The organism is Myroides odoratimimus (genome assembly GCF_030326305.1).
GTDB classification, from domain to species: Bacteria; Bacteroidota; Bacteroidia; order Flavobacteriales; family Flavobacteriaceae; genus Flavobacterium; species Flavobacterium odoratimimum_A.
In genome coordinates this window covers 12,327-36,183 of record NZ_JACAKB010000006.1, presented here as the reverse complement: position 1 = coordinate 36,183, position 23,857 = coordinate 12,327, and the positions used below count along the sequence as shown (strand labels likewise).

9 protein-coding genes and 1 pseudogene are annotated in these 23,857 nt (G+C 36.0%); 3 read left to right on the top strand and 7 right to left on the bottom strand.

The annotated features are described in order from the left end of the window. From HX049_RS06500 to HX049_RS06475, 6 genes and pseudogenes are all read right to left on the bottom strand, one after another. Positions 1 to 779: pseudogene (locus HX049_RS06500) on the bottom strand (hypothetical protein); the annotation flags it as partial. Between the two features lie 200 nt (positions 780 to 979). Next, positions 980 to 2,470 (bottom strand): hypothetical protein, encoded by a 1,491-nt coding sequence (locus HX049_RS06495; RefSeq protein ID WP_286414924.1) that lies wholly within the window; start codon positions 2,468 to 2,470, stop codon positions 980 to 982. 76 nt (positions 2,471 to 2,546) lie between these two features. Then, entirely contained in the window at positions 2,547 to 12,818 is a 10,272-nt protein-coding gene (locus tag HX049_RS06490; protein ID WP_286414922.1) for a hypothetical protein, read from the bottom strand. 868 nt (positions 12,819 to 13,686) lie between these two features. Then, positions 13,687 to 14,409 carry a GNAT family N-acetyltransferase gene (locus HX049_RS06485; RefSeq protein WP_286414921.1) on the bottom strand — a complete coding sequence of 241 codons (723 nt, stop codon included), beginning with the start codon at positions 14,407 to 14,409 and terminating at the stop codon, positions 13,687 to 13,689. A 24-nt stretch (positions 14,410 to 14,433) separates the two neighbouring features. Beyond that, positions 14,434 to 15,294, bottom strand: coding sequence for a prolipoprotein diacylglyceryl transferase (gene lgt, locus HX049_RS06480; RefSeq protein ID WP_286414919.1), 861 nt, complete (start codon positions 15,292 to 15,294; stop codon positions 14,434 to 14,436). Between the two features lie 134 nt (positions 15,295 to 15,428). Further along, complete coding sequence (locus HX049_RS06475) at positions 15,429 to 16,394, bottom strand: DUF6266 family protein (RefSeq protein ID WP_286414917.1); 966 nt, start codon at positions 16,392 to 16,394, stop codon at positions 15,429 to 15,431. A 777-nt stretch (positions 16,395 to 17,171) separates the two neighbouring features. On the opposite strand from HX049_RS06475, the gene HX049_RS06470 reads away from it, so the two are divergent. Beyond that, the gene (locus HX049_RS06470; protein ID WP_286414915.1) at positions 17,172 to 18,236 is read left to right on the top strand and encodes a 2,3-butanediol dehydrogenase; all 1,065 of its coding nucleotides are present in this window, start codon (positions 17,172 to 17,174) and stop codon (positions 18,234 to 18,236) included. Positions 18,237 to 18,606: 370 nt separating this feature from the next. On the opposite strand, the gene HX049_RS06465 is transcribed toward HX049_RS06470, so the two are convergent. Continuing rightward, positions 18,607 to 19,374, bottom strand: a complete 768-nt coding sequence (locus HX049_RS06465; protein WP_286414914.1) for an XRE family transcriptional regulator — start codon at positions 19,372 to 19,374, stop codon at positions 18,607 to 18,609. Between the two features lie 84 nt (positions 19,375 to 19,458). Between HX049_RS06465 and dinB the strand changes: the two genes are divergently transcribed. After that, entirely contained in the window at positions 19,459 to 20,613 is a 1,155-nt protein-coding gene (dinB, locus tag HX049_RS06460) for a DNA polymerase IV (protein ID WP_435793526.1), read from the top strand. A gap of 170 nt (positions 20,614 to 20,783) precedes the next feature. Then, positions 20,784 to 23,840, top strand: a complete 3,057-nt coding sequence (locus HX049_RS06455; protein ID WP_286414911.1) for a DNA polymerase III subunit alpha — start codon at positions 20,784 to 20,786, stop codon at positions 23,838 to 23,840. The last annotated feature ends 17 nt before the right edge of the window (positions 23,841 to 23,857 follow it).

Genomic DNA, 23,857 nt, shown 5'->3' with positions numbered 1-23,857 from the left:
ATGATCTCATTACTGGCATCTACCCATACTACATCTCCGTTCTCATTAGTAATCAAGATTTGTTTCTTTCCTCCTGGCTGTACTTTTTCAGGGCCTATTCCCCCATCTTTTAACGATATAGTCATCTCTTGTAAAGCAGCCTTATCACCACCTGTTACTTCAATAGCTGTATCTCCTGTTACCTTTTTCCCCTTATTAGCTACTGTTGTATAGATACTATTTTGAACTGTTTCATCATTTAAGATCTCTACGATATTGTTAATTACACTATCCGTTATATTGATTACACTTTCATCTCCTGCTTCATTCTTATAAATATAAGTTCCTTTCTCCCCTTCTTTTATTGTAGTAACAATATTCAAATCTTGAATAGGAACATCTACTTGCAATCCCTTACTATCTTCTAATACTAATACATCCTCTCTAACTTCTAACACCTTGTTTCTAGGAAAAACATCTATATTATCAATTATATCTTGATTATTTATTAATCTCACCCACATATTTCCATTCCAATAATAAAAACCAGGACTTAAGCTTTGATTAATTGTTGTATTAAATACTAATAAACTAGTTACTACGTCACCCTTATTAATTTCAGATATATCTGTTAAATCTTTTAAAGGAATACGAGGAATTAATACTCCTCTATAATCTCCTTCCGTTGCTTTTAATTCTAATAATGCAGAACTATGTGGTGCTTTAACCCCAATACCCACTTGAGAAAACGCCCCCCAAAACATCATTAACATTCCAATAGTAATTACCCTTTTTTTCATATTGTACTTTTTATAACCTTATTCTATTGTATTATATTTTGTTCCCTTAAAACATCTATTTAAGCAAATCCAAAACAGGCAATACAAAAACAATACCAAAACCAAAAAGGAATCATTTAGAACACTCAACACTAACTAAGTAGCGCATAAAAAAAAGAGGCTATATAGCCTCTTTTTTGTAATATTATCCATAAAACTGTTTACTCTATGCGAAACTTAATAGGAAGTATTGGATTAACTAACTTTTGACATTTCTCCAATCTCACTGTTAATTTTGTAGGTCTTGATCGATATTCTTCTTTCCCAAAAGGACCATTGCTTGATCCTGCTCCTCTTGCTGAAAAGTAAATTGAGTATTCTTCTTCCTCTAAATCGTCACTCTCTGCTGTGAAAGTTACTGTGCGATATCCATCATACTCCCAAGTTCCCACTCCTTCTTCTCTATATTCAAAATTACTTCGCGGATTCAAGGCAAAACCAAACTCATCCTCAAAGCGAAAAGAGTCAAAGTTGATATAGTCATCGTCATTACCTCTATCTGGATCAGAAACTGAACCTAAATAGAAAAAAGACTCTTCAAATGGATCAAACTTTACTTCTTTTCCCTTTGAACGCCCCATGCACAATGGTTGAACAAGATCTTCCATTTCTGGTTCATATGGAAGACTTACTCTTACTTCTTTAATCAAATGCTTTTCGTAAGCTCCTCCTGTACCTGCGGCAAATCCAATCTTAAAGTTATCGGGAATAGATGTTTTAAAATCATACAACTCCCCTGTCATATCTCTGGTTTTAAACTCATTGGGATAATAGAATCTTTCTATTATTGTTTTCTCTCCATCTCGCTCATCTACAATAACTTCAATATAACTCCCTTTTAATTCAGCATCTGGAAATATCAGCACTTTTACTTTTGTGTATTGAATATTGCCATTCCCATCTCGATCAGTGTACATGTCGAATGCTCTATACCCCCAATCATGCCTGAATTTATACTCTCCTGTACTGTAATCTAAAGAAGCTGTATTGTCATTATTATAAACATAATCTGAGTTAACCGTGTGCAATACAGGGTATCCTTTGAATCTATCATCTAAATGCTGTCCCCCTCTCACGGTTAGGTGATTTCCGTGAATTTCCCATTTGTGTCCATAAATTCCTTCCCTTTTTTCATAGTACCCCTCTGCTCTATTTTTAAAATCACCATAAACATCTAATCCTACAGCTAAATATCCCCCGTTCAACCCAGGTAAACTCAATTCTGGGTATACCCCATTAACTCGGTAAACATAACCTAAACTCGCGCCGTGTCCCCCAATTTCGAAGTCCTTGTCACTGTCATATATGAACATTGTTAGACCATCTCCGTACCTGCCTACATATTCCACTCCATCGACTATCGCGTAAGTGAATTCAACGATAATTCCAAACTCAGAAGTAAAGGGAATATCATCTAAGGCAAATCCACTAAACTCCTGAATAGCATCTCCTTCTTTATAAGTCAGAGCTATACCATCCTTAGAATAACGCTCCGAAGAATTAGCTATGTTCTTATTTCCAAAGTATTCTGTAATCGCATCAGGCTTACTATCCCCTGTCAAAGTAATTGTATAGGGAAAAGTTCGTGAATCTTCTTGAGCCCAAACGGTACTACACATCACTAATAAAATCAATAATATACTTTTTTTCATTCTTTTATATATTAAATTCATTTAACACTAAAAGCCTATTTTTCTTTATCTTAAAAATAGGCTTTCATTAAGTATATTAATCTCTAACTCCAAAAGCAATATTAAAATATGTTTCAGTAGTCGTTCTCACACCACTTTTTACTTTGTATTTTAATCTGCCATTATCTAACATTTCTACATCACTGAATACATCTTCGTCATAGTACAATACATAATAATCTAATTCAGTTTCTCCTAAGACAGGTAGCGATTTAGTTTGAGCATTTGGATTTACCTTCATAGGTGTTCCAAATTGCTCTTCATAAACTCCATAAACATTAATTGTTGCACTTTCCCCAGGTTCCACGCTTACGTAAAATGAAGGAGCATAAAAGAACTTAGGCATTGCTGCTTTGTTTGAATTACCTCCTTTTACTGGAGCCCAAAAAGCTCCTCCTTTTCCATCCGAAGTCAGTACCTCATCTATTGGTGCTCCATGCGAACTAATCTTTTCATTTGTAACAGACTTATCTTTTAACTCTTCTGTTCCCACGGCTTCTCCAGCCAACTGATCTGTATCAATTCCCCATTTTTTAACCGAAATAGTAACATCACTTAACACAGCTCCTTTTCCATCTAAAACATCTATAGACTGCCCACTTTTTATGTCCCCTTTTGAAACATTTGTACCTGTTGGTGCTTTAAAAGCAACCTTACCTCCTGACTCCACTGTAAGAACATGACCAACAGTTTCTCCTGCAGCACTTATTTTAGCTTTTGTTACTGCCCCGTCTTTAATCTTTTTCTCTTCTATTGCTCCATCTATCAATTTTCCTCCGCTAATTGTAGCATTTTTAATTTTAAAGTTATCAATAGCTAAGTTTTGAATCTTTTCATTCGTTACAGCTTCATTATCTATTTTTTCAGTTGTTACTGCATTAGATTGTATAGTTCTTGAACTAATAGAGTTATTAGTCATATGTCCTTCATCAATATTACTTGGATAAATCTCTTTTCTTCCTACTGCATTTGCAGCTATTTGTCCATTTTTAATTGCCTCTTTACCTATTTTACTTGTAGTAATTGTACCATCTTCTATATGAATTCCTTTTATTGATTTTTGTACGATATCTAATTGTACATCACTTAACACAGCTCCTTTTCCATTTACCACATTAATAACTTCAGAGCCGATCAACTCACCTGTAGTTGTCGCACCCGCAGGACTTGCATATTCTACTCCTCCTTTTCCATCGGCTGTAAGTACCTTCCCTTTGTCAACCACTTTATCTTTCTCCTTAGAACTCAGTTTATCAGACGTCACATTCCTAATTGCGATTTTACTGGTAGTAACTGCACTGTCTGCTAATTGCGCTTCTCCTACCCCTTTCTCTGAAATGTTTACTGTTGCATCTCCTAATAAGGCATGTTCTTTACCACCTCCTGTAATCGTGATACCTGTTCCGCTACCTAAAGGCTTACCGATGTCAGATATAGCTACTGCAGCATCGATAAACTCTGCACCACCTTGACCATTGGTTGCCAATAATAACCCAGATCCATTTTCACCAGATCCTATTTTGTCAATAGTTACTTGTCGATCTGCAATGTGATTTGTTTTCACTCCATCTTTCGCTATCTCAATATTGACATCTTGTAAAGCAGCCTTATTCCCCTCTATAGCAAGAGAATTTCCTGTAGAAGTAATTGACTTACCTTGCGTAGAGGCAATCTTATCCATCGTTTGATAACTCGTTGCTCCTTGGCCATCTGCCGTTAAGAATGTTCCCGCTGCATAATTGTTCTTACCATTGACAGAGCTAATCTTATCTGTAGTCACCGATTTAGCCTTGAGGTGTTTTGAATCTACTCCCTCTTTCGCTATAGCAATATTTGCTGCCTTAAGCAAGGCTTTGTTATTCTCTGTCACTACAATAGAAGCATCTGATTCTAAGTCAACACCTTGTCCTTCAAAAGCAGTATTGCTCAATGCCTTATACTCTACTTTTCCTTGACCTACTGAAGTTAATACAGTATTCGCTGCTGCCTCACCTGCAGAGATTTTATCAACTGTCACTGCACTTGGCGCTATTTTATCATTTGTAATTCCACTTGCTTTAACATCTATTCCCGTTTCAACCAATACGGTGTTTAATCCATCTCCTTTGGTGAATGCCAATGCCCCACCTAAAGCTAAATCCTTACCGCCTACTTGTACAGCATTTTGATCTACTAAATCAAAACCTCCAGCATCATTTGTTACTAAGATCTTATCCTTGCCTACCGGAGCACCTCCTTCGATAGAACTCAATTTATCTCGTGTAATACTGTTGTCTTTAATTCCCAATGCGACATCAGTTAATAAGGAATTAACACCATCTCCTTTGGTCATTTCAATGATGTCATCTGTAGTCAAATTCCCTGCTGTATTAGTCACAATATCTCCTAATTCACCCCATACAACCTCGTCATTCTTTCCACTGATTAAGACTCTCTTTTCACCGATTCCCTTTGATGAAATATTTTCTGCAGTAACCGATTTATCAGCTAACTGATCATTGGTTATCCCCTTGTTTTTAATACTCAATCTCATATCTCCCAACAACTTATCTACGCCATTATCTACGACGATAACCTCATCTGTTGTCAAGCTTCCTTTATTTGAAATCACCTGGGTAGAAATCGGTTGATAAGATACCAAACCATTTGCTCCTACTGTCGCTACGGTTCCTGTAGCTGCACCATCTGCACTTAATTTAGCAGGAGTAACAGAGTTGTCGTTTAACCCAAGCATTACATCTGCAAATACTTTATCTACACCGTTATCTACAGAAATAATATTATCCGTCTTAATTTCTCCTTTATTCACAATAGCAGTAGTAGTAATCGGTTGATAACTTACAGTACCACCAGCACCTACTGTCGCTACAGTTCCTTCTTGCGCTGCTTCTGCATTCAACTTTGTTGCTGTAATACTCTGATTAGCAATATTCGAATTTTGAATAGTCCCTGCTGCGATATGTCCCTTATCACCTCCTTTGATTCCACCTGTTCTGATCGATATTTCAGCTTGCTTTGTTTCATCTCCAAACAAGACATTCTCACCTCCTTTTACAGCAATCACACCTGACTCACCTATTAAATCTCCTTGATTAGCAGATTTGATAATTTCATTAGAAGAATAAAAAGCAGCATTCCCTGAACCATCTGCAGCAAGAATATCTCCTTTTTTAGCAATGACATCAGCTTGCTTAGAACTAATTTTATCTGTCGTTACAGAAAGATTGTGAAGATGCTTAGTTTCTATTCCTCCCTCATTTACTTCCAAATCTATTTTTTGCAATACAGCCTTGGATGCATCACCTGTGATTTTTAATGAAGAATCTACGGTCAGCATCTCTCCTGCCACTACTGCAGACATTGGCTGATATTTCACACTTCCATCTGACTGAACCACTGGCACATAGCCTTTCTTATTTGCTCCTGCAAATAATTTATCCTCTGTAACTGCCTTTGCCTTTATCTTTTCAGCCGTTACTCCTTCATCTCTCAGAGAGATTGTCATTTCATGTAATGCCGCTTGCTCTCCCCCGACTACTTGAATAGAATTATCAGTAGAAACTGCTTTCCCTTTAGCTGCTATTACCTTATAGATCTCCTCTTGTACATTTACTTCTTTAATAATCTCTAAGATATTTTCAATGACATCGTGAGTAACATCTATCGTTGCTAAAGGATCATCTTGCGACTTATCGTAAAACTCGTATTTTCCTTTGCCTATTACCTCAATTTTTAACGTATTCGCATCAAATTTAACTCCACTGCCTCCATTGGCGATATCGTCCTCATTCTGATAGGTGAAAGTACCGTCTTGATTATCAGTAAGCAGAGTTACCTTCTCATTAATTGCAATAGCATCAGTAGCATCTACCCATTCTGCTTTGCCTGCTGCGTTTGTAACCAACAATTGTTTAGCATTCCCCGCTTTTATTTTTTGAGGAGTTACATGCCCATCAGCAATCTTTGAAGTAGTAATTGCGTCATCAGCAATACTTAGGTTCACTTTTTTCAATAGCACATCTTCTTCAGATGCTTTGCCATTGACTAAGATTCCATCACCCGACAGCCCTTCTTTATCTATTTCGATTTTCTCTAACTGTTCTATTTTTTGCGTGATATTTGTAATAGCCTCTTCTACAGAAGTATATGAAACATCTCCTTCAAAAATAATATGACTTGCACGCGTATCTATTGTTCCAACGACACCGTTATTCGCCTTTGACTTATCTTTTAACACATAGATACCAGGAGTCGAATTATCAACACTTAACGTATTGGCATTAAAGGTCACACCTACAGCTCCATCCTTAATATTCCCTTTGTTATCCACTTGATTTTCGGCAAAATAAGTAAAGGTTCCATCATTGTTGTCCCTTAATACAGTCAGTGATTCTGTATGCCCTACAATATCTTCTATCACATTGGCATTTGCATCTGCCCATCTCACAGTTCCATACTCATCCGTAATCAAGATAGTTCTCTGCTTTTCTCCTGCTATTTTACCAGCAGTTACAGCTCCTTCTTGGATATTAGTATTTGCTACCGCGTTAAGTGCCAGCTTTTCATTTGTAATACTGTTATTATTAAGGGTAAGCTTTACATCATTTAACGTCGCGTGATCTCCTCCCTCTACGTGAATGGCAGTATCACCTGTTAAAGCCTTCCCGTGGTCACCCAGAACTTCTCTTAAAGTTTGAAACTCTGCTCCTCCATTTCCATCAGTTGTCAATACTCTACCTGCTGCCAAAGTATCACTACTTATTTTTGATGTAGTAACATTTTTATCAGCAATATGTTCACTCTTTACTCCTTCTAGAGCAATCCCTATAGTTGTTGCTTTTAAAACTGATCCCTCTCCTTCTGGAATAACTAATGATCCATCTGATGTTAGATTAGCACCTTTTCCTTCAAAGGCACTTTCACTAAGCTTCACATAAGCCACGTTACCCTGTCCATCTGCTGTTAATACAGTATTTTTATCAGCTCCAGTAGAAGATATTTTAGCAGTAGTGACCCCTCCGTCTTTTAATCCAATTGTCATTTCTTCTAATGCAGCCTTATCTCCACCTATAATTGCAATAGCATCTCCTTCAGACACTTTTTTACCTTGCCCCGCAATGATATTGTAAATCTCTTCTTTGACATTTACATCTTGTAAGAGCTCCGTGATATTATTGATAATTGTAGCTTGAATATCAATGGTAGCTAAAGCTCCGGTCCCCGATTTATCAGTGAACACATACTCTCCTTTTCCATTATCAGTAATAGTCAGCGTATTGGCATTGAATGTAATACCTGCAGAACCATTCGCTATATCCTCCTCGTTCTGATAAGTAAATGTACCGTCCTGATTATCTGTCAATACTGTTATCTGTTCATTAACCTTTACGATTTCTTTTATAATTGGATCCGATGCATCAACCCATTGTGCCTTCCCTCCTTCATTCGTAATTAATAACTGCTTAGCAACGCCACCTTTTACTTTAGCTACAGTTACATTCTCGTCAGCAATGTGTTTTGTTTTAACTCCTTTTTCTCCAATACCAATAGTTGTCGCTTTTAAAACTGCTTTATTGTTTAAAGGAATAGCTAACGAACCATCTGATATCAAATCTGCTTCCGATCCTTCGAAGGCACTTTCACTTATTTTCTTATAAGCTACATTACCTTGCCCATCTGCAGTTAACACCGAGTTTTCAGCAGCGGTTTCAGAAGACATTTTAGTTATCGTAACTGCCCCATCTGCTAATTTTCCAGTACTAATTCCCTTGTCTTTTACCTCAATAGTAACGTTTTTTAATACAGCGTCTTTCCCGTCGCCTATACTCAGTGTTTCTGCTGAAGTTAAGTCTCCAGAAGGCGTATCTACTAAGGATTTAGAAATATATTTAAAACCTCCGTTGCCATCTGTCACCAATAGTAAATCTCCAGTCTCATTGTCTCCTGTGGTTTTAACAGAACTCAGTTTTTCTTTTGTTATACTTTGATCAGCAATACCTAACGTTACATCTTTTAAAATTGTTCCTTTGCCGTCCGTACTCATCGTGATAATATCATCAGTAGTCAAATTTCCTGAGGAAATTTCTTCAAAATCTCCCATTTCTTTCCAAACTACAGTATTGCCAGGTCCACTTACCAATATTCTCTTTTCACCAACACCTTCAGAAGAAATCTTAGTAGCAGTAACAGCGTGATCAACTATTTTAGTAGTTGTCACAGCTCCATCAGCTATTTTACTGTCTTTTACAGCATTATCAGCTAATTGAGTAGTATCAATACCACCTTCTCTAATACTTAAAGTAGCCTCAGAGAATAACACTCCACCTTTTGAATTTACCCCGTCAACTTGAATGATATTATCCGTTTTAAGTGCAGCGGCTTTACTCGATACATCGGTATCTATTACTGACTTATAACTTACTGTGCCATCCCCATTCACTGTTGCCACAAATCCTTCTTGGTTAGTTCCATCAGCTACTAATTTAGCAGCTGTTATTTGTTTATCAGCAATATGAGTTGTTTTAACTCCATCAGTGGCAATTCCAATATTTAGTCCTTCTAAACCAGCTTTATTACCAACTGGAATGGCCAATGAACCATCTGTAGAAGTTATCGCTTTTCCTTGTGCTGCTATTATATTGTAAACCTCAGTCTTTACATCAGTATCACCAAGAATAGTTACAATTGAATTAATAACATCTGTAGCAATATTTATAGTAGCTAAAGGGTTATCTGAAGACAGATCTTTAAAGACATATACGCCTGGATTACTACTATCGATAGAAAGTGAATTTACATCAATAGTTACACCTGCCGTATTATTCTTTACAGCCTCCTCATTAAAATAAGTATAAATTCCTTTCCCTTCATTTTTCAAGACTGTTATAGTCTCCTTACTATTTACTATATCTTTGATGATATCGTCAGTAGCTTCTACCCAGTGTGCTTTTCCCGCTTTGGTCACCAATAGACTATTGTCTTTCCCAGGGGTTAATTTAGTCGGTGCCACCTGCCCATCAGTCAATCCTAAAGTCACATTACCTAAAACCTTTCCAGTTCCATCGTCTACACTAATACCATCAGTAGTAGCTATATCACCTTTATTCGAAATAGTAGCTGACGTAACAGGTAAATAAGACACTGTGCCATCCGCATTTACAGTTGCCACAGCTCCTTGTGTTGCTCCTGTAGCGTCTAATTTACCAGCCTGAATGGTTTTATTTTTGATATCATTATTTTCTATCGTCTCATTCTTGATATGCGCACTTGTAATTCCTCCAGCAACAATAGAAACCTTTACATTTTTGTTGTCATCACCATATAAAACTTTGTTTCCGCCTTCTACCTTGATTACTTCTTCCTCACCTACTAAATTTCCTCTCATAGCTGGCGCTACAGTTTCTGTAGCCGTTGCAAAGCTCGCCTTTCCTAATCCATCAGCAGTCAAGACTGTTCCTTTTACAGCTCCTTCCGAACTGATCTTAGCACTTGTTACTTGTCCATCTGCGATATGCTTTGTTTTCACTCCTTTTTCAGCGATAGTAACAATTACATTTTGCAGAGTAGCTTTGTCTCCTCCGGTTACCGCAATCGACTGATCGGTACTTGTAACACTTTTAGCACTTGAATTAATCGTTGCGATTACTTCATTTTTAACCTCATTACTATTAAAAATAGTAGTGATATTATCAATAACGTTTTGCGTTACATTGACCGTTCCTATAGGCGTATCTTTTGATTTATCGTAGAAGTTATAAACCCCATTTCCCTTTCCATTAGCCCCTTTAACTTCATCAATACGCAATGTATTTGCATCAAAGGTAATTCCCGTAGCTCCTGGTTTTCGATTGCCATCTGCATCGTAGTCAGCTTCATTAAAATAAGTAAACTGACCAGTACCCAAGTCGACTAATTCTGTAATCGCTTGATTCCCTTTCAAGAATTCTTTGATCACTTCATCTGTCGCATCTACCCACTTAGCCTCATTGTTGACATTCGTTACCAAAAGCTGTCCTACAGTACCCCCTTGTAGTTTGGCAGGAGTCACTGCTTTATCCTGAATCATTTCAGTACTTACCCCATCTACAGCGATATCTAAGGTCATCTCATTGAGTACAGCTTTATCTCCCTGTTTCCCTATAGCTATCGAGGTACTTGGTGAAGTCACTGCTTTTCCCTTAGCAGCTACTGTATTATAAATATTATTCTGTACCGTAGTGTCATTTAATATCTCATTGATATTCTCAATTACTGCTCCTGCGACATCAATAGTCATTAAAGGTGCAGTCAGAGAAGTCTGTCCATCATAGAAAACATAAACTCCTTTCTTTCCATTCTGTTCCTCTATTTTTAGTGTATTCGCATTAAACACTACACCAGCACCCCCATTTTTAATATCATCTTCATTTCGATAAGTAAATGTCCCATCAGGGTTAACATCTAATACCGTAACCGTTTCATTCTGTTTGACAACATCTTGAATAATTGAATCAGTAGCAGGTACCCACTCTACCTCTCCGTCTTTAGTAACCAATAAATACTTATCAGTACCTGGTTCTATTTTATCTGTACTAATCCCCTTTGGAGCAACCGAAATCTTTGTGTTTGCCAAGACAGCCTTATCTCCACCAGTAATCTGGATAGAAGTATCTTCTGCCTCTAATTTTTGACCATTAGCTGCTACCGTTTTAAAAATTGTGTTTTGAACCGTTGCATTATTGAGTATCTCATCGATATTAGTGATCACTGTTCCCTTAATATCTATGGTAGCTAAGGGACCTTTACCATCAGTAAACACATACTTTCCTTTACCATCATCACTGATAGAAAGTGTATTTGCATCAAATTCTACTCCTGGGTTACCCTTTTTAATATCATCTTCATTTTGGTAAGTAAATGTCCCATCAGGGTTAACATTTAATACCGTAACCGTTTCATTCTGTTTAACAACATCTTGAATAATTTGATCAGTAGCAGGTACCCACTCTACCTTTTTATTTTTAGTTACTAAGATATACTTATCCTTTCCTGGCGCAATTTTTTCAGGTATAACAGCACCATCTCTTAACTTATAAGAGGTAACAGCCCCATCTACTATTTTGGTTTCTGAGATTGCATTATCAGCAATGCTTAACATTACCTCTTTTAATACTGCACCAGCCAACACAGCATTATCGTTAATCAAGATTCCTTTTCCTTTGATATCAGCAGGTTTACCTTGTGCAATTTCTATCTTAGTAATGATATTATTAATAACATCTTGTAAATTATCACCTTCTATCACTGAGTTATCATTCTCAAATACAATCGAATTTGCACGAGTACTAATTGTCATTAAAGGTTTGTCCTTGGTTGTTTTACCATCATAAAAATCGAAGATTCCCTTTCCTTTTTCTCCTTTTCTCTCCTCTATTCTCAGTGTATTGGCATCGAAGAATACTCCTTTTCCTTGAATTAAACCTCCATTCTCATCTATTCCATTCTCATTATAATACACAAATGTACCATCCTGATTATTCTGTAATATGGTAACCTTTTCATTTAGCTTAATCGCTTCTTTAATTACCTCGTCTGATGCACTTACCCATTTCACTTGTCCTGTTGCATCAGTTATAAGTAATTGTTTATTACCTCCAGGCGACAGCTTAGCTGTTGTAATTCCCTTATTAGCTACCGATATCTTCGTTTCATTTAAAACTGCCTTTAATCCACCTTCTACTAAGATAGAACTATCTGCCGTTTTTAACTCTTTACCTTTTGCAGCAACGTTATTGTAAATTTCATTGATGACAGTTTCGTCTTGAAGAATAGTTGTGATATTATTTATCACACTTCCACTTATATCTATAGTCTGGGTGACTCCAGCCTCGTTCGTATAGGTATATGTACCGTCTTTGTTATCTTTAATAGTTGTAACGATATTAAGGTCTTTTATAGGTGTATTAACAGTATGCCCTTTTGTATCTGTTAATACTAAACTCTCCCCTTCTACCCCTAAAACCTTATTTCTAGGAAAGTTATCTATATTATCTATAACATCCTGATTATTAAGTAATCTTACCCATTCAGTACCTTTCCAATAATAGAATCCTGGAGCAAGACCTTCTTTAGTAGTCGTGTTAAACACTAACAAACTCTCTGCTACATCCCCTTTATTAATAAATGATTTATCCGTTAAGCTTTTTAAAGGAATACGAGGTATTAATACCCCTCTATAATCCCCTTCACTAGCTTTCACCTCTAATAATGCTGATTTATGAGGTGCTCTCACTCCTATACCAACTTGAGAAAAAGCAAGACCACTCATCATCAAAACGCCAATAGTAATTACCCTTTTTTTTATATCTTTTTGTTATAAACCATTATAAAAATACTCAATTATTAACAACTAACTCAATAATAAACACCCATTTTTACAGAAATTAAAAACAGTAAATTCAATTATTATCAATAAAAAAACAGAAAACAAAACTCTTTAATTCTTTTTTCACATTTTATCAATTTTTAAACATCTAATTCTGTTTTAATTTTATTTTAATTTTTTCATTCCCTTTTTATACCAATCTGTTTTTCTATACTATCAGCGTATAAAAAAAGAGGTGAAATACTTTTTTAAAAGCACACTCCTCCCCTTTATCTTCCTCATTGCCAATACAAGATCTTCAGTATTACAGTACTGTAAAATCCAACAATCATGCCACACTACAAGTGAGTCTGTCTAAAAAACATATTCTATGATAGTCTCAAAATCAGAATAAACCTCCCCAAACATCACAATACATCATACCTACTATTAAAGAAATACACTTACATCACATAGGATTACACATGCTAAATAATATCCAACACTAACTATATAAAAAGGGATTGCCACTCGGACAATCCCTGTTAACTATTCAGTTTGAAATTACTATTTTGTCTAAACTTTTTAATTTTATTTTTTAAGTATCTCATCCAAAAACCACACTAAATTAACCATAAGCTAACACTATAATAAAATCAACAGATAAAGAATTAATCTTTCATTATGTACAAAAAAAATTTTTACTTAAAAGTCTACAAATTCAAACCAATAGTATAAATCGTAAAAAAAATCACACATTCTACCTTCCCTAAATAATAAAAGGTCTCAATAGATAAAATCTTTTGAGACCTTTTTTCTGATTCGTTAAATATTCTTAGTCTGCTACCAGCGCTTCCCATTGTCCGAATAGGGTGAAACCTACTGCCTTAGCTAAAGCTATAGAAGTATCATTATCTGTCTGGCATCTATACTGAGGTACATGCCCTCTATCGATCACCTCTAGACAAATAGCCTGAACTAAACGTGTCGCAATCCTCCTACCTCTATAGGCATCATCCGTTATCACTCCTATATCTGCTAGCTTAGTCTCTTCCCATGGATACACACTCACAGCGCCTACTAGCCGATCTCCATCGAAGGCGCCATATACGATCCAATGCTTTAAAGAAACATAAGCTCCATCTAGATCTTCTTCTGAGCACACAGACTCGAATTGTCTAAACGCCTCTTTATCCGTTTCTATAAACAGGGGTCTAATCACTATCCCATCTACGCTACTAATAATCTGCGGAACTTTATTATCTACTAGATAATAAATATAATCTGGTGAGTGCAATTCTAACTTACAGGTAGAGATCGCCTCTCTAAGGGCATTGATGGAGTACTCCTCTAATTCTCTTAGCTTTAATACTTCTGCTACCATAGGAGTGACTACAGCCATGGTGTGCTTATTCGTCATTTCTAAAATCATGACTTTATACAGCTCATCTAAGGCTGGATTAGACACTAATGTAAACACCTCATCTAGATGAATAATACTTCCCTGTACCATCTGAGATCTCCAGTAAGTATGTACTTCTTCTACAAATTCGCCCATGATCTATATACTTCTTATTCCTTATTACTTTATCGTTGTCCCTATCAGAGCACGAGCGTCATAATGACTTATCCCTCTCAACTTATCCTGAAACACTAACATCAATACTCCTATTAATATAAACGGAACACTTAACCACTGCCCCATATTCAACATCATATCTTGTTCGAAGGCTACCTGATTCTCTTTAAAGAACTCTAACACAAATCTAGTCAGGAACATCAGAATTAAAAAATAAGAAAAGATCACTCCATTATTCCTTACTTTCTGACTGCGATATAAAAACCACAAGATCACTCCTGTCAATATATACCCAAAGGCTTCGTATAGCTGAGTAGGGTGACGTGGAATCATATCATCATGAACAAAGATAACTCCCCAGCTCCCACTCGTCGGCTTGCCATAGATCTCTGAATTCATAAAGTTTCCAAAGCGAATAAATGCTCCTGCTATCGGTACTCCTAAGGCTATTCTATCCAAAATCCAGAATGCTCCTATCTTATACTTACGACAGTATAGATAGATCGCTAGTAGTACTCCGATAGCTCCTCCATGACTGGCTAACCCCATAAACCCTACATACTCATACACTCCATCGACCTTAGCAAAAGGGATAATGATCTCTAAAGGGTGCTGCATATAGTAGTCAAACTCATAAAATAAACAGTGTCCTAATCTAGCTCCTAATACTGTACCTACGATAATATATAAAAGTAGTTTATCTAAATACACCTGTGGTATACGTTCTTTCTGAAAAACATAACTCACTATCTTATATCCTAAGATAATTCCTAGGGCAAAAAGAACTCCGTAATAACGTACAGGTACACTACCTATTTTAATCATTTCGGGATTGACATCCCATAGCACAGCCGCTAAATTCATCTATTTAATTTAATTATTAACACGAGTACAAAGTACTGCATTTATAATAATCTATAAATATAATATTTTGTTATATTGTGAAATCGCTTTTTTGTAAAACTGTGATGTCGTGAAACTGGCATCCATGACTTCTCTCATTCTCTTTTAGGGGACATCGCCTCTAGAATAGATCGCGGTACATCACTCTCTTCCTTACTTGAATCATCTTGTTTAACCATGTTATTTTTGCGAGCATAATATCCCGGAGGAGCCCATTTTTTTTTAGATGATTTATCCTGTTTCCTGTTACCTGCTAGCTGTTCTTCATTACCTGTTATATACCCTTCATTACCTGCTATCTGTTCTTCGTTATCTACTATCTGTCCTTCGTTACCTACTATCTGTCCTTCGTTACCTACTATCTGTTCTTCGTTATCTGCTATCTGTTCTTCGTTATCTGCTATCTGTCCCTTCCCTAATTCTATAATGCCATGATAAGCACTAGTACTGATTAATTTACCGTCTGCAGACTTCCACACACTCCAGAAATGCATATTGCCTTCTTTCCACTCTTTGGGTAGATCAAAATGCACATACTTATCCTCTCTTTTTGCAATTGATTCCATTTCGCACATCATATCTAATGTTTCACTATAAGCAACTATAGATAAACGATCTGTATTTTTAGTAATCGCATTAGTAATACTATTGTCCCACAGTACCTTAATACGTCCTGTCTTTAGTAGATTTATCTTTTTAATCACTGCAGGAGGTAGGACTCCCATAGATAGTAATACTGATGCAATATCGATACATGGTTCTCCATCTACATTGACTATCCCTTCTTTCATCAACATCGAGATAAGTTGCTCCTTTCCTGTCGCCATTTTATCATTGAGTAAGGCAGCAGGATAATGCGCATTGACAAAGTCTTTAAACTTACTCACAAAGCTAGAGACTACCCCTAGTTTACTTCGTTGTAGCATCTGAGATGCTGTTGCTTCTTTATATGATTTGCGCGGTCTAGAACGAATAAAATAACGTCCTCTCCACATAAATCCTACTACTGTACCCACCCTACCGTGCACGCCTCCTAATATTCCATCTTTTATTTCTGCCATAATCTTATGTTTTGGGTTTATCCTGAAGTGAGAAAGTCCCCCACCTCTCTCATGCAAGATATAAAATACAGAAATACAATTATTTAACTCATCAAATAATTTCTAAAAAACAACCTCTCTACTCTCTATCTGGTTTTACTCTTTATTTCTGTTCAAAATGATGATAATCAAATCCTACCGCTACCCCCTTTATTTATGTCATTTTTCATTTTATTTCATTTTTCAATTCGTGGATAATTCCTGAATAATAGCAGGTACATTCTTCGACTAATATTTCTGTAGTCCACTATATATGAGGAAGTGTCCACTAATCGTCGAACAGCTGAGGGTGAAGGTAGATGGTATATAGGCTGAAGGTATAAATAGAATATGAAAATAGTTGATAAAAAACAGCTAAATAACTACATACCAACTAATTAAAAATTTAGTTAGGATAAAAAAATGAAACACATTTTTTACCTGACAATCCTTATTATTACTAATAAGAAGATTGAAAGAAAAAAAACAAAGGAAAAAAGAATAAGATTAGCATACATTTTACTAGTCTTATTCATTTATAAAAAAAATGAAGGTCTTTTTTTTAGTTAAATTTTAAACACAGATACTTAACAAACTATATTATCTCTCCCATTTTAGAAGTTATAACTCTAAAAACACTTACAATCTTAAAACGATAACACAATATTGATTAATAATTAACACCCAATTCATAGTAGGAAACGGATATTTTCTAGTTTTCTCAGTATATTTGAGTGAAACATAAAAAAGAATATTATCATGAGTACAATGAAAGCAGCACGCTGGTATGCAGCCAAAGATATTAGAGTAGAACAAACAGAAATCCCTACACCTGCTAAGGGACAGGTAAAAGTAGCAGTCCAATATGCGGGTATCTGTGGATCAGACTTACACGAATATGTACACGGACCACAATTAATTCCATTAGACAAACCATATCCATTAAATGGCCATCAAGGGGTAACTACCTTAGGACATGAATTCTCAGGTATCGTTGAAGAATTAGGAGAAGGTGTGAAAAATATTAAAGTAGGTGACCGCGTAGTAATTGAGCCTATTTATAAAAACTTTGATAGTCCATTTGTAGCTTCTGGAGAATACAATTTAGGAGAACACTTAGGCTTCATCGGATTAGCTGGTAATGGTGGATTCGCTAAATATGTAGTAGTAGAAGATTATATGATTCACAAAATTCCTGATACGATGTCTTTTGAACAAGGTGCTTTAGTAGAACCTGCTGCAGTAGCTGTATACTCAGTACTACAGAGTGGTCTAAAAGTAGGACAAACAGTATTAGTATCTGGTGCTGGCCCTATCGGACTATTATGTGCTCAAGCGGCATTAGCAGCTGGTGCGTCTACTGTAATCGTAACAGATGTAGCAGAGAAACGTCTAGAAAAAGCTAAAGAAATCGGAGCTACTCACGTATTCAATGCTATGGAAGCAGACCTTCCTGCTAAGATAAAAGCTTTGACTGGTGGGCTAGGAGTTAATGTATTCTTAGACTGTGCAGGTGTACAAGCTTCTTATAATACAGGTATTGCTTCTACTCGTAATGGAGGTACTGCTGTATTAGTCGCTTTATTCGGAAAACCAGTTCAACATGATGCTTTAGATCAAGTATTAAGAGAAATCACTGTAAAAGGGGTTATCGCCTATAGAAATATCTTCCCAGAAGTGATTAACTTAATTGATTCTGGTCGTATGGAGGTAGAAAAATTGGTAACGAATAAAATCAGTTTAGACGAGATTGTAACAAATGGTTTTGAAGCCTTAGTAAGCAATCCAGAACAAGTTAAAATTCTTATTGATATCAATAGATAATTTTCATTTACACTTAACTGTTTACAATTTACAGTTTATGATATTACATACAGTATAAGGTGCTATGTACTATGATGACTGTGTTATTAGGTAGATCATTTTATCCCTAATCTATTGTAGACAATTCTACTAATAAAAATAAAAGCCATTACTCTATTAAAAGTAATGGCTTTTGCTTTAGTGTATGGTAAACAGTAATCTGTTTACAGTTGACACTCTACAGTTGACAGTATTGTCTATGGCATAGGATGATATGCGCTAGGCTGGGCGTATAGTAGTCATCCCTACTGTTGTGCGTCAATAGCATATATATAACGTTATAGGCAAGTCTGAATAATTCGCAATTTGAAATTCGTAATTATTTAGCTGTCTACTTTACTTTCTTAATGACCTCTCCTAGCATATGTCTAATCTCTTGGAACATCGCCTTAGTATCTGGTTCTCCTAAATCTTCTGGTTTAAACTCTTCTGTAGCAATACTACTCGCATACTCCCAGATCTCTAATACGTCATACGCCTTGATTCGATAAGGCTCATAAAAGGTATTGTCTGAGTGTAACTCTAGTGTCTCTTCATCTATGCGGTATACCCGTTTATACACTACGCCTTCATTTGCTGTAATAATGATATAAGTATGTCCATTTCGGATATAATCTAGACGCTCAATGTAACTACCAATAATAAAAGACCCCTCTTGATGTGGAGGCATAGAATCTCCTTCTATGGGAAAGGCTCTATACTTTCCTTCTTTTAAAAAAGGGAGTGATATCTGATCTAGATTTTGAATAAATTCAGGATCTGCATATCCTGTCAAGTATCCTGCTCTAGCCTTATGAGGAATAATTTCGATAAAGTTATTACCATGAGGGTCAACCATAATAGGTAGTAGAATACGATTGTCCTCAAGCTTTAGTAAATCTTGCATAGGAACTTTGCGCAGATCAACAGAAATCATCAAATCTACACTGACATGAAAGAAACGCGAAATACGCAATAATACTTCTAAAGGTGGCTCAGAGGCTCCTTCTTCATACTTTGAATAACGTGCACGAGTTATCATTAACTCATCAGCCACCTTTTGTTGAGACATAGTCTTCTGGGCACGTAAATACCTTATATTATCTGATAAAAACGACATTTGCTATTATTTATAGCATCAAATATACATATAATTGCTAACATAGATAGTAATTTCGTACAAGATTTTTTAATTATTTCTATTATGGAAAGGGCGATTGCACATTTAGATTTAGACACCTTTTTTGTGTCTTGTGAGCGTTTAATAGATTCTTCTCTCAATGGATTACCTATCATTATAGGTGGTGGAGATCGTGGGGTGGTGTCTAGCTGCTCTTATGAAGCAAGGCAGTTCGGAGTGCGATCTGCCATGCCGATTCGTATGGCAACTAGGCTATGTCCTCAGGCTATCATCAGAAAAGGAGATATGCAATTATACTCAAAAATGTCTCACTTAGTGACTGATATTATTACAGAGAAAGCTCCTGTCATGGAAAAGGCAAGTATAGATGAGTTCTATCTCGACCTGACAGGTATGGACAAATTCTTTGGGGCTGCACTCTGGATTAAAGAATTAACACAAACTATTCAACAAGAATCTGGATTACCTCTGAGCTATGCCTTATCAATCAATAAAACAGTCTCTAAAATAGGAACAGGAGAAGCTAAACCTAAAGGAGCACTTAACATTACAGCTCCTGAAGTACGCCCCTTTCTCAATCCGCTCTCTATACGAAAAATACCTATGTTAGGAGAAGTTAGTTATACCTTACTCTCTCGCATTGGTATTCGGAATATACAAACGCTGTCTGAAATGCCGTATCAAATACTCCAAAAATTGCTGGGTAAAAATGGAATAGATTTATGGAAAAAAGCAAATGGAATAGACCTCACCCCCGTAGAACCCTATAGAGAGAGGAAGTCTATTTCGTCAGAGCACACTTTTGAGCAAGATACCATAGACGTTCCTATGCTCAAAGCTATCTTTACAGGTATGGTAGAAAAACTTGCTTATCAACTTCGGTCTGAAGAATGGCTTACCTCTATCATTACTGTCAAAATACGCTATACTAATTTTGATACAGAGACTAAACAAACTAGAATAGCCTATACATCTGCAGATCATACCTTGATTCATATTGTACACGAATTATTTGATAAGGTATTCCAAAGAAGAATGCGTCTTCGTCTCATTGGTATTCAATTCAGTGGACTTGTACGTGGAACATATCAAATGAATTTATTTGAAGATACTGAAGAAATGATGGCTCTCTATCAAGCGATGGATAGAATGAAAAAGCGTTATGGAATAAATGCTGTAGCAAGGTGTTCAGGCGCTTTTTTAAAAACAAGAGAATAGTGAGAGTCCCTTTGGGAAATTGAGAATTAGGAATTTTTGGCTACGCCCTTCAGTATGTATATCACGTTCTATCGGCACATCATCACAGGGGGCAAGCATTAAGAAAGTGCCTAGCCGGCGTGCAAGGGCATTCATCACAACATCACAACATCACAACATCACAAAAAAAAATGCTATTAAACTGCCATTCATATTATAGTTTGCGCTATGGGACTATTCCTATACAGCGCCTTGTACAATTAGGTGAACAACATCATATAAGTACAATGGCTCTTACTGACATCAATAACCTCAGTGGGGTATATGAGTTTATGACTGCTTGTAAAGCTAAGTCCATCAAGCCCGTTATAGGAACAGAAATTAGAACAGAAAATGAATTACACTATATTCTACTCGCTAAGAATCAAGAAGGTTTTAGTGAAATAGGTCAATTCTTAACAAGTATAAATCAAGGAAATACAACAATCTCTTCTTCTGCTCCAGACTTTCAAAATTGTTTTGTAATCTATCCTTTCTCATCTGTATCTCATTCATTAAAAGAATGGGAATATATCGGCGTAAGAAGTAATCAACTTTCTTTACTCTATGCTGAGAAATGGAAACCCTTAATGAACAAGCTAATCGCACTACATACAGTTAATCATCTCAACGAAGAAGAATATAAATTACACTGTATTTTACGAGCTATAGATAAAAACACCTTACTCTCTAAATTGTCAGAGAAAGATTGTGCTTCCCCAAACGACTACTTTAAGACTGAAAACCACTTAATAGCTGAATTTAATACTTATCCCACACTTGTAGAAAACACAAAACAATTACTAAATGAATGTAACTATTCTTTTTGTTTTAAAATTCCTAGAAATAAAAAGTATTATACTGAAGATAAAATTAGCGATCAAAATCTATTACAAAAACTAGCCAATGAAGGTATGATCAAAATATATGGTCCAGATCATATACAAGCCAAAGAAAGATTAGCTAAAGAACTTAGCGTTATCGATCAACTCAACTTTGAGGGGTATTTCTTAATCACTTGGGATATTATTCAATATAGTAATAGCAAAGGCTATATGCACATCGGCCGTGGTAGTGGTGCGAATAGCATAGTAGGGTACTGCTTAGGCATTACCAATGTATGCCCTTTAGAGTTAGACTTATACTTCGAACGTTTTTTAAATCAGAATAGAAAGTCTCCACCAGATTTTGATATTGACTGGTCTTGGAATCAGCGAGATGATATACTTCAATACATTTTCGCTCGATATGGAAAGGATTGTGTCGCTTTTTGTGGGGCTGTATCTACTTTTAAATATCGTTCTATTATTCGAGAAATAGGAAAAGTATATGGATTATCTAAGAATGAATTAGATACACTAACGCGTAACCCTATAGAATGTCATGAGAAGAATAGTATCGTATCTCTCATTCATCAATATGGACAACTATTAGAAGGATTTCCTAATCAACGTACTATGCACGCTTGTGGTATCTTAATTTCTGAAGAGCCTATCACCACCTATACCGCATTAGATTTTCCTCCTAAAGGATTCCCTGTTGTACAATTTGATATGCATACTGCTGAAGATATCGGTTTTGACAAGTTTGATATTCTCAGCCAACGCGGTATTGGTCATATAAATGAAGCTACTGAGTTCATTCTTCAAAATCAAGGTATAGAAGTGGATATTCGAAACATTTCTTTATCTAAGGATGAAGAATTGTGTAATCAACAGCTAAAATCAGGTAATACCATTGGTTGTTTTTATATAGAAAGTCCTGCTATGCGTGGTTTATTAAGAAGACTACAATGTGATAATTACAAGGTTTTAGTAGCTGCTTCTTCAATTATTCGCCCAGGTGTAGCACAGAGTGGAATGATGCAAGAATATATATATCGTCATAATCATCCTAATGAATTTGAATACTTTCATCCTGTATTTAAAGAACAATTAGGCGAAACCTATGGCATCATGGTCTATCAAGAAGATGTGATCAAAATAGCGTTACACTATGGTGGATTACCTGCTACTGATGGAGATATTCTACGTAGAGCTATGAGTGGTAAAAGTCGTTCATTAGCAGGATTACAGGCTGTGAAAGATAGATTCTTTGAATATTGTGATCACAAAGGACATCCAAGAGTACTAAGTGAAGAAATTTACAGACAGATAGAATCATTCGCTGGGTATTCTTTTTGTAAAGCACACTCTGCGTCTTATGCTATAGAAAGTTATCAAAGTTTATATCTCAAAACTTATTATCCATTAGAATTTATCACAGCAGTCATTAACAATGAAGGAGGCTTCTACCGTACAGAAGTTTATATACACGAGGCTACCATGTCAGGCGCGAATGTATTACCTCCCTGCATTAATTCTAGCGAACTCCAGACTACTTTAATAGGTAAAGATTTATTCTTAGGGCTAAAACTTATCGAAGGGTTAAATATAGAATTGCTTAAAGCTATTCTAAAAGAGAGAAAAGAAAATGGCAAATATGAATCTCTTTTCGACTTTATCCAACGCATTCCAATAGCTATAGAGTCCTTACAAAAACTGATATTTATAGGCGCTTTTCAATCCTTTGGCAAACAAAAGAATGAGTTGCTAATTCAAGCTAAGCTACTCTTGAGCAAAAGAGAACTAACTCCTACACTTACATTATTACAAGAGCCCATACAAGAATATACCTTCCCTACCTTAAAGCGCTCTGTATATGAAGATGCATTTGATGAGTTGGAGTTATTAGGTTTTCCTATTTCTTGTATGCCTTTTGACCTATTAAAAACGAAGTTCAGAGGAGATGTAATGGTCTGTGATTTATTACACTATCACAAAAAAACAGTAAGAATGCTAGGCTACTTAATTGCTCGTAAGCATGTGCCTACTTCTAGAGGGAGTATGTACTTCGGTACTTGGATAGATGCAAATGGTCATTACTTTGACACTGTACACTTCCCTGATAGTTTAGAAGAGTATCCATTTGCTGGTGGCGGATGTTATTTACTATTAGGAACTGTCGAAGTAGAATATCACTTCCCTAATGTACAGATTTTAAAAATGGCCAGATTGCCTTTTATTACTGATCCTCGTTATCACTATGACGATGAACACAATCAAACTACAGAATCAAAGGTTAGAGAAGATGTAAGTCTTACACATCGCCAGCCCTATCCTAAAGCTTCTGAGATCAATCTTCCACGCCATAGAATGAAATTTACTTAAAAAAAATGCTTTGATAC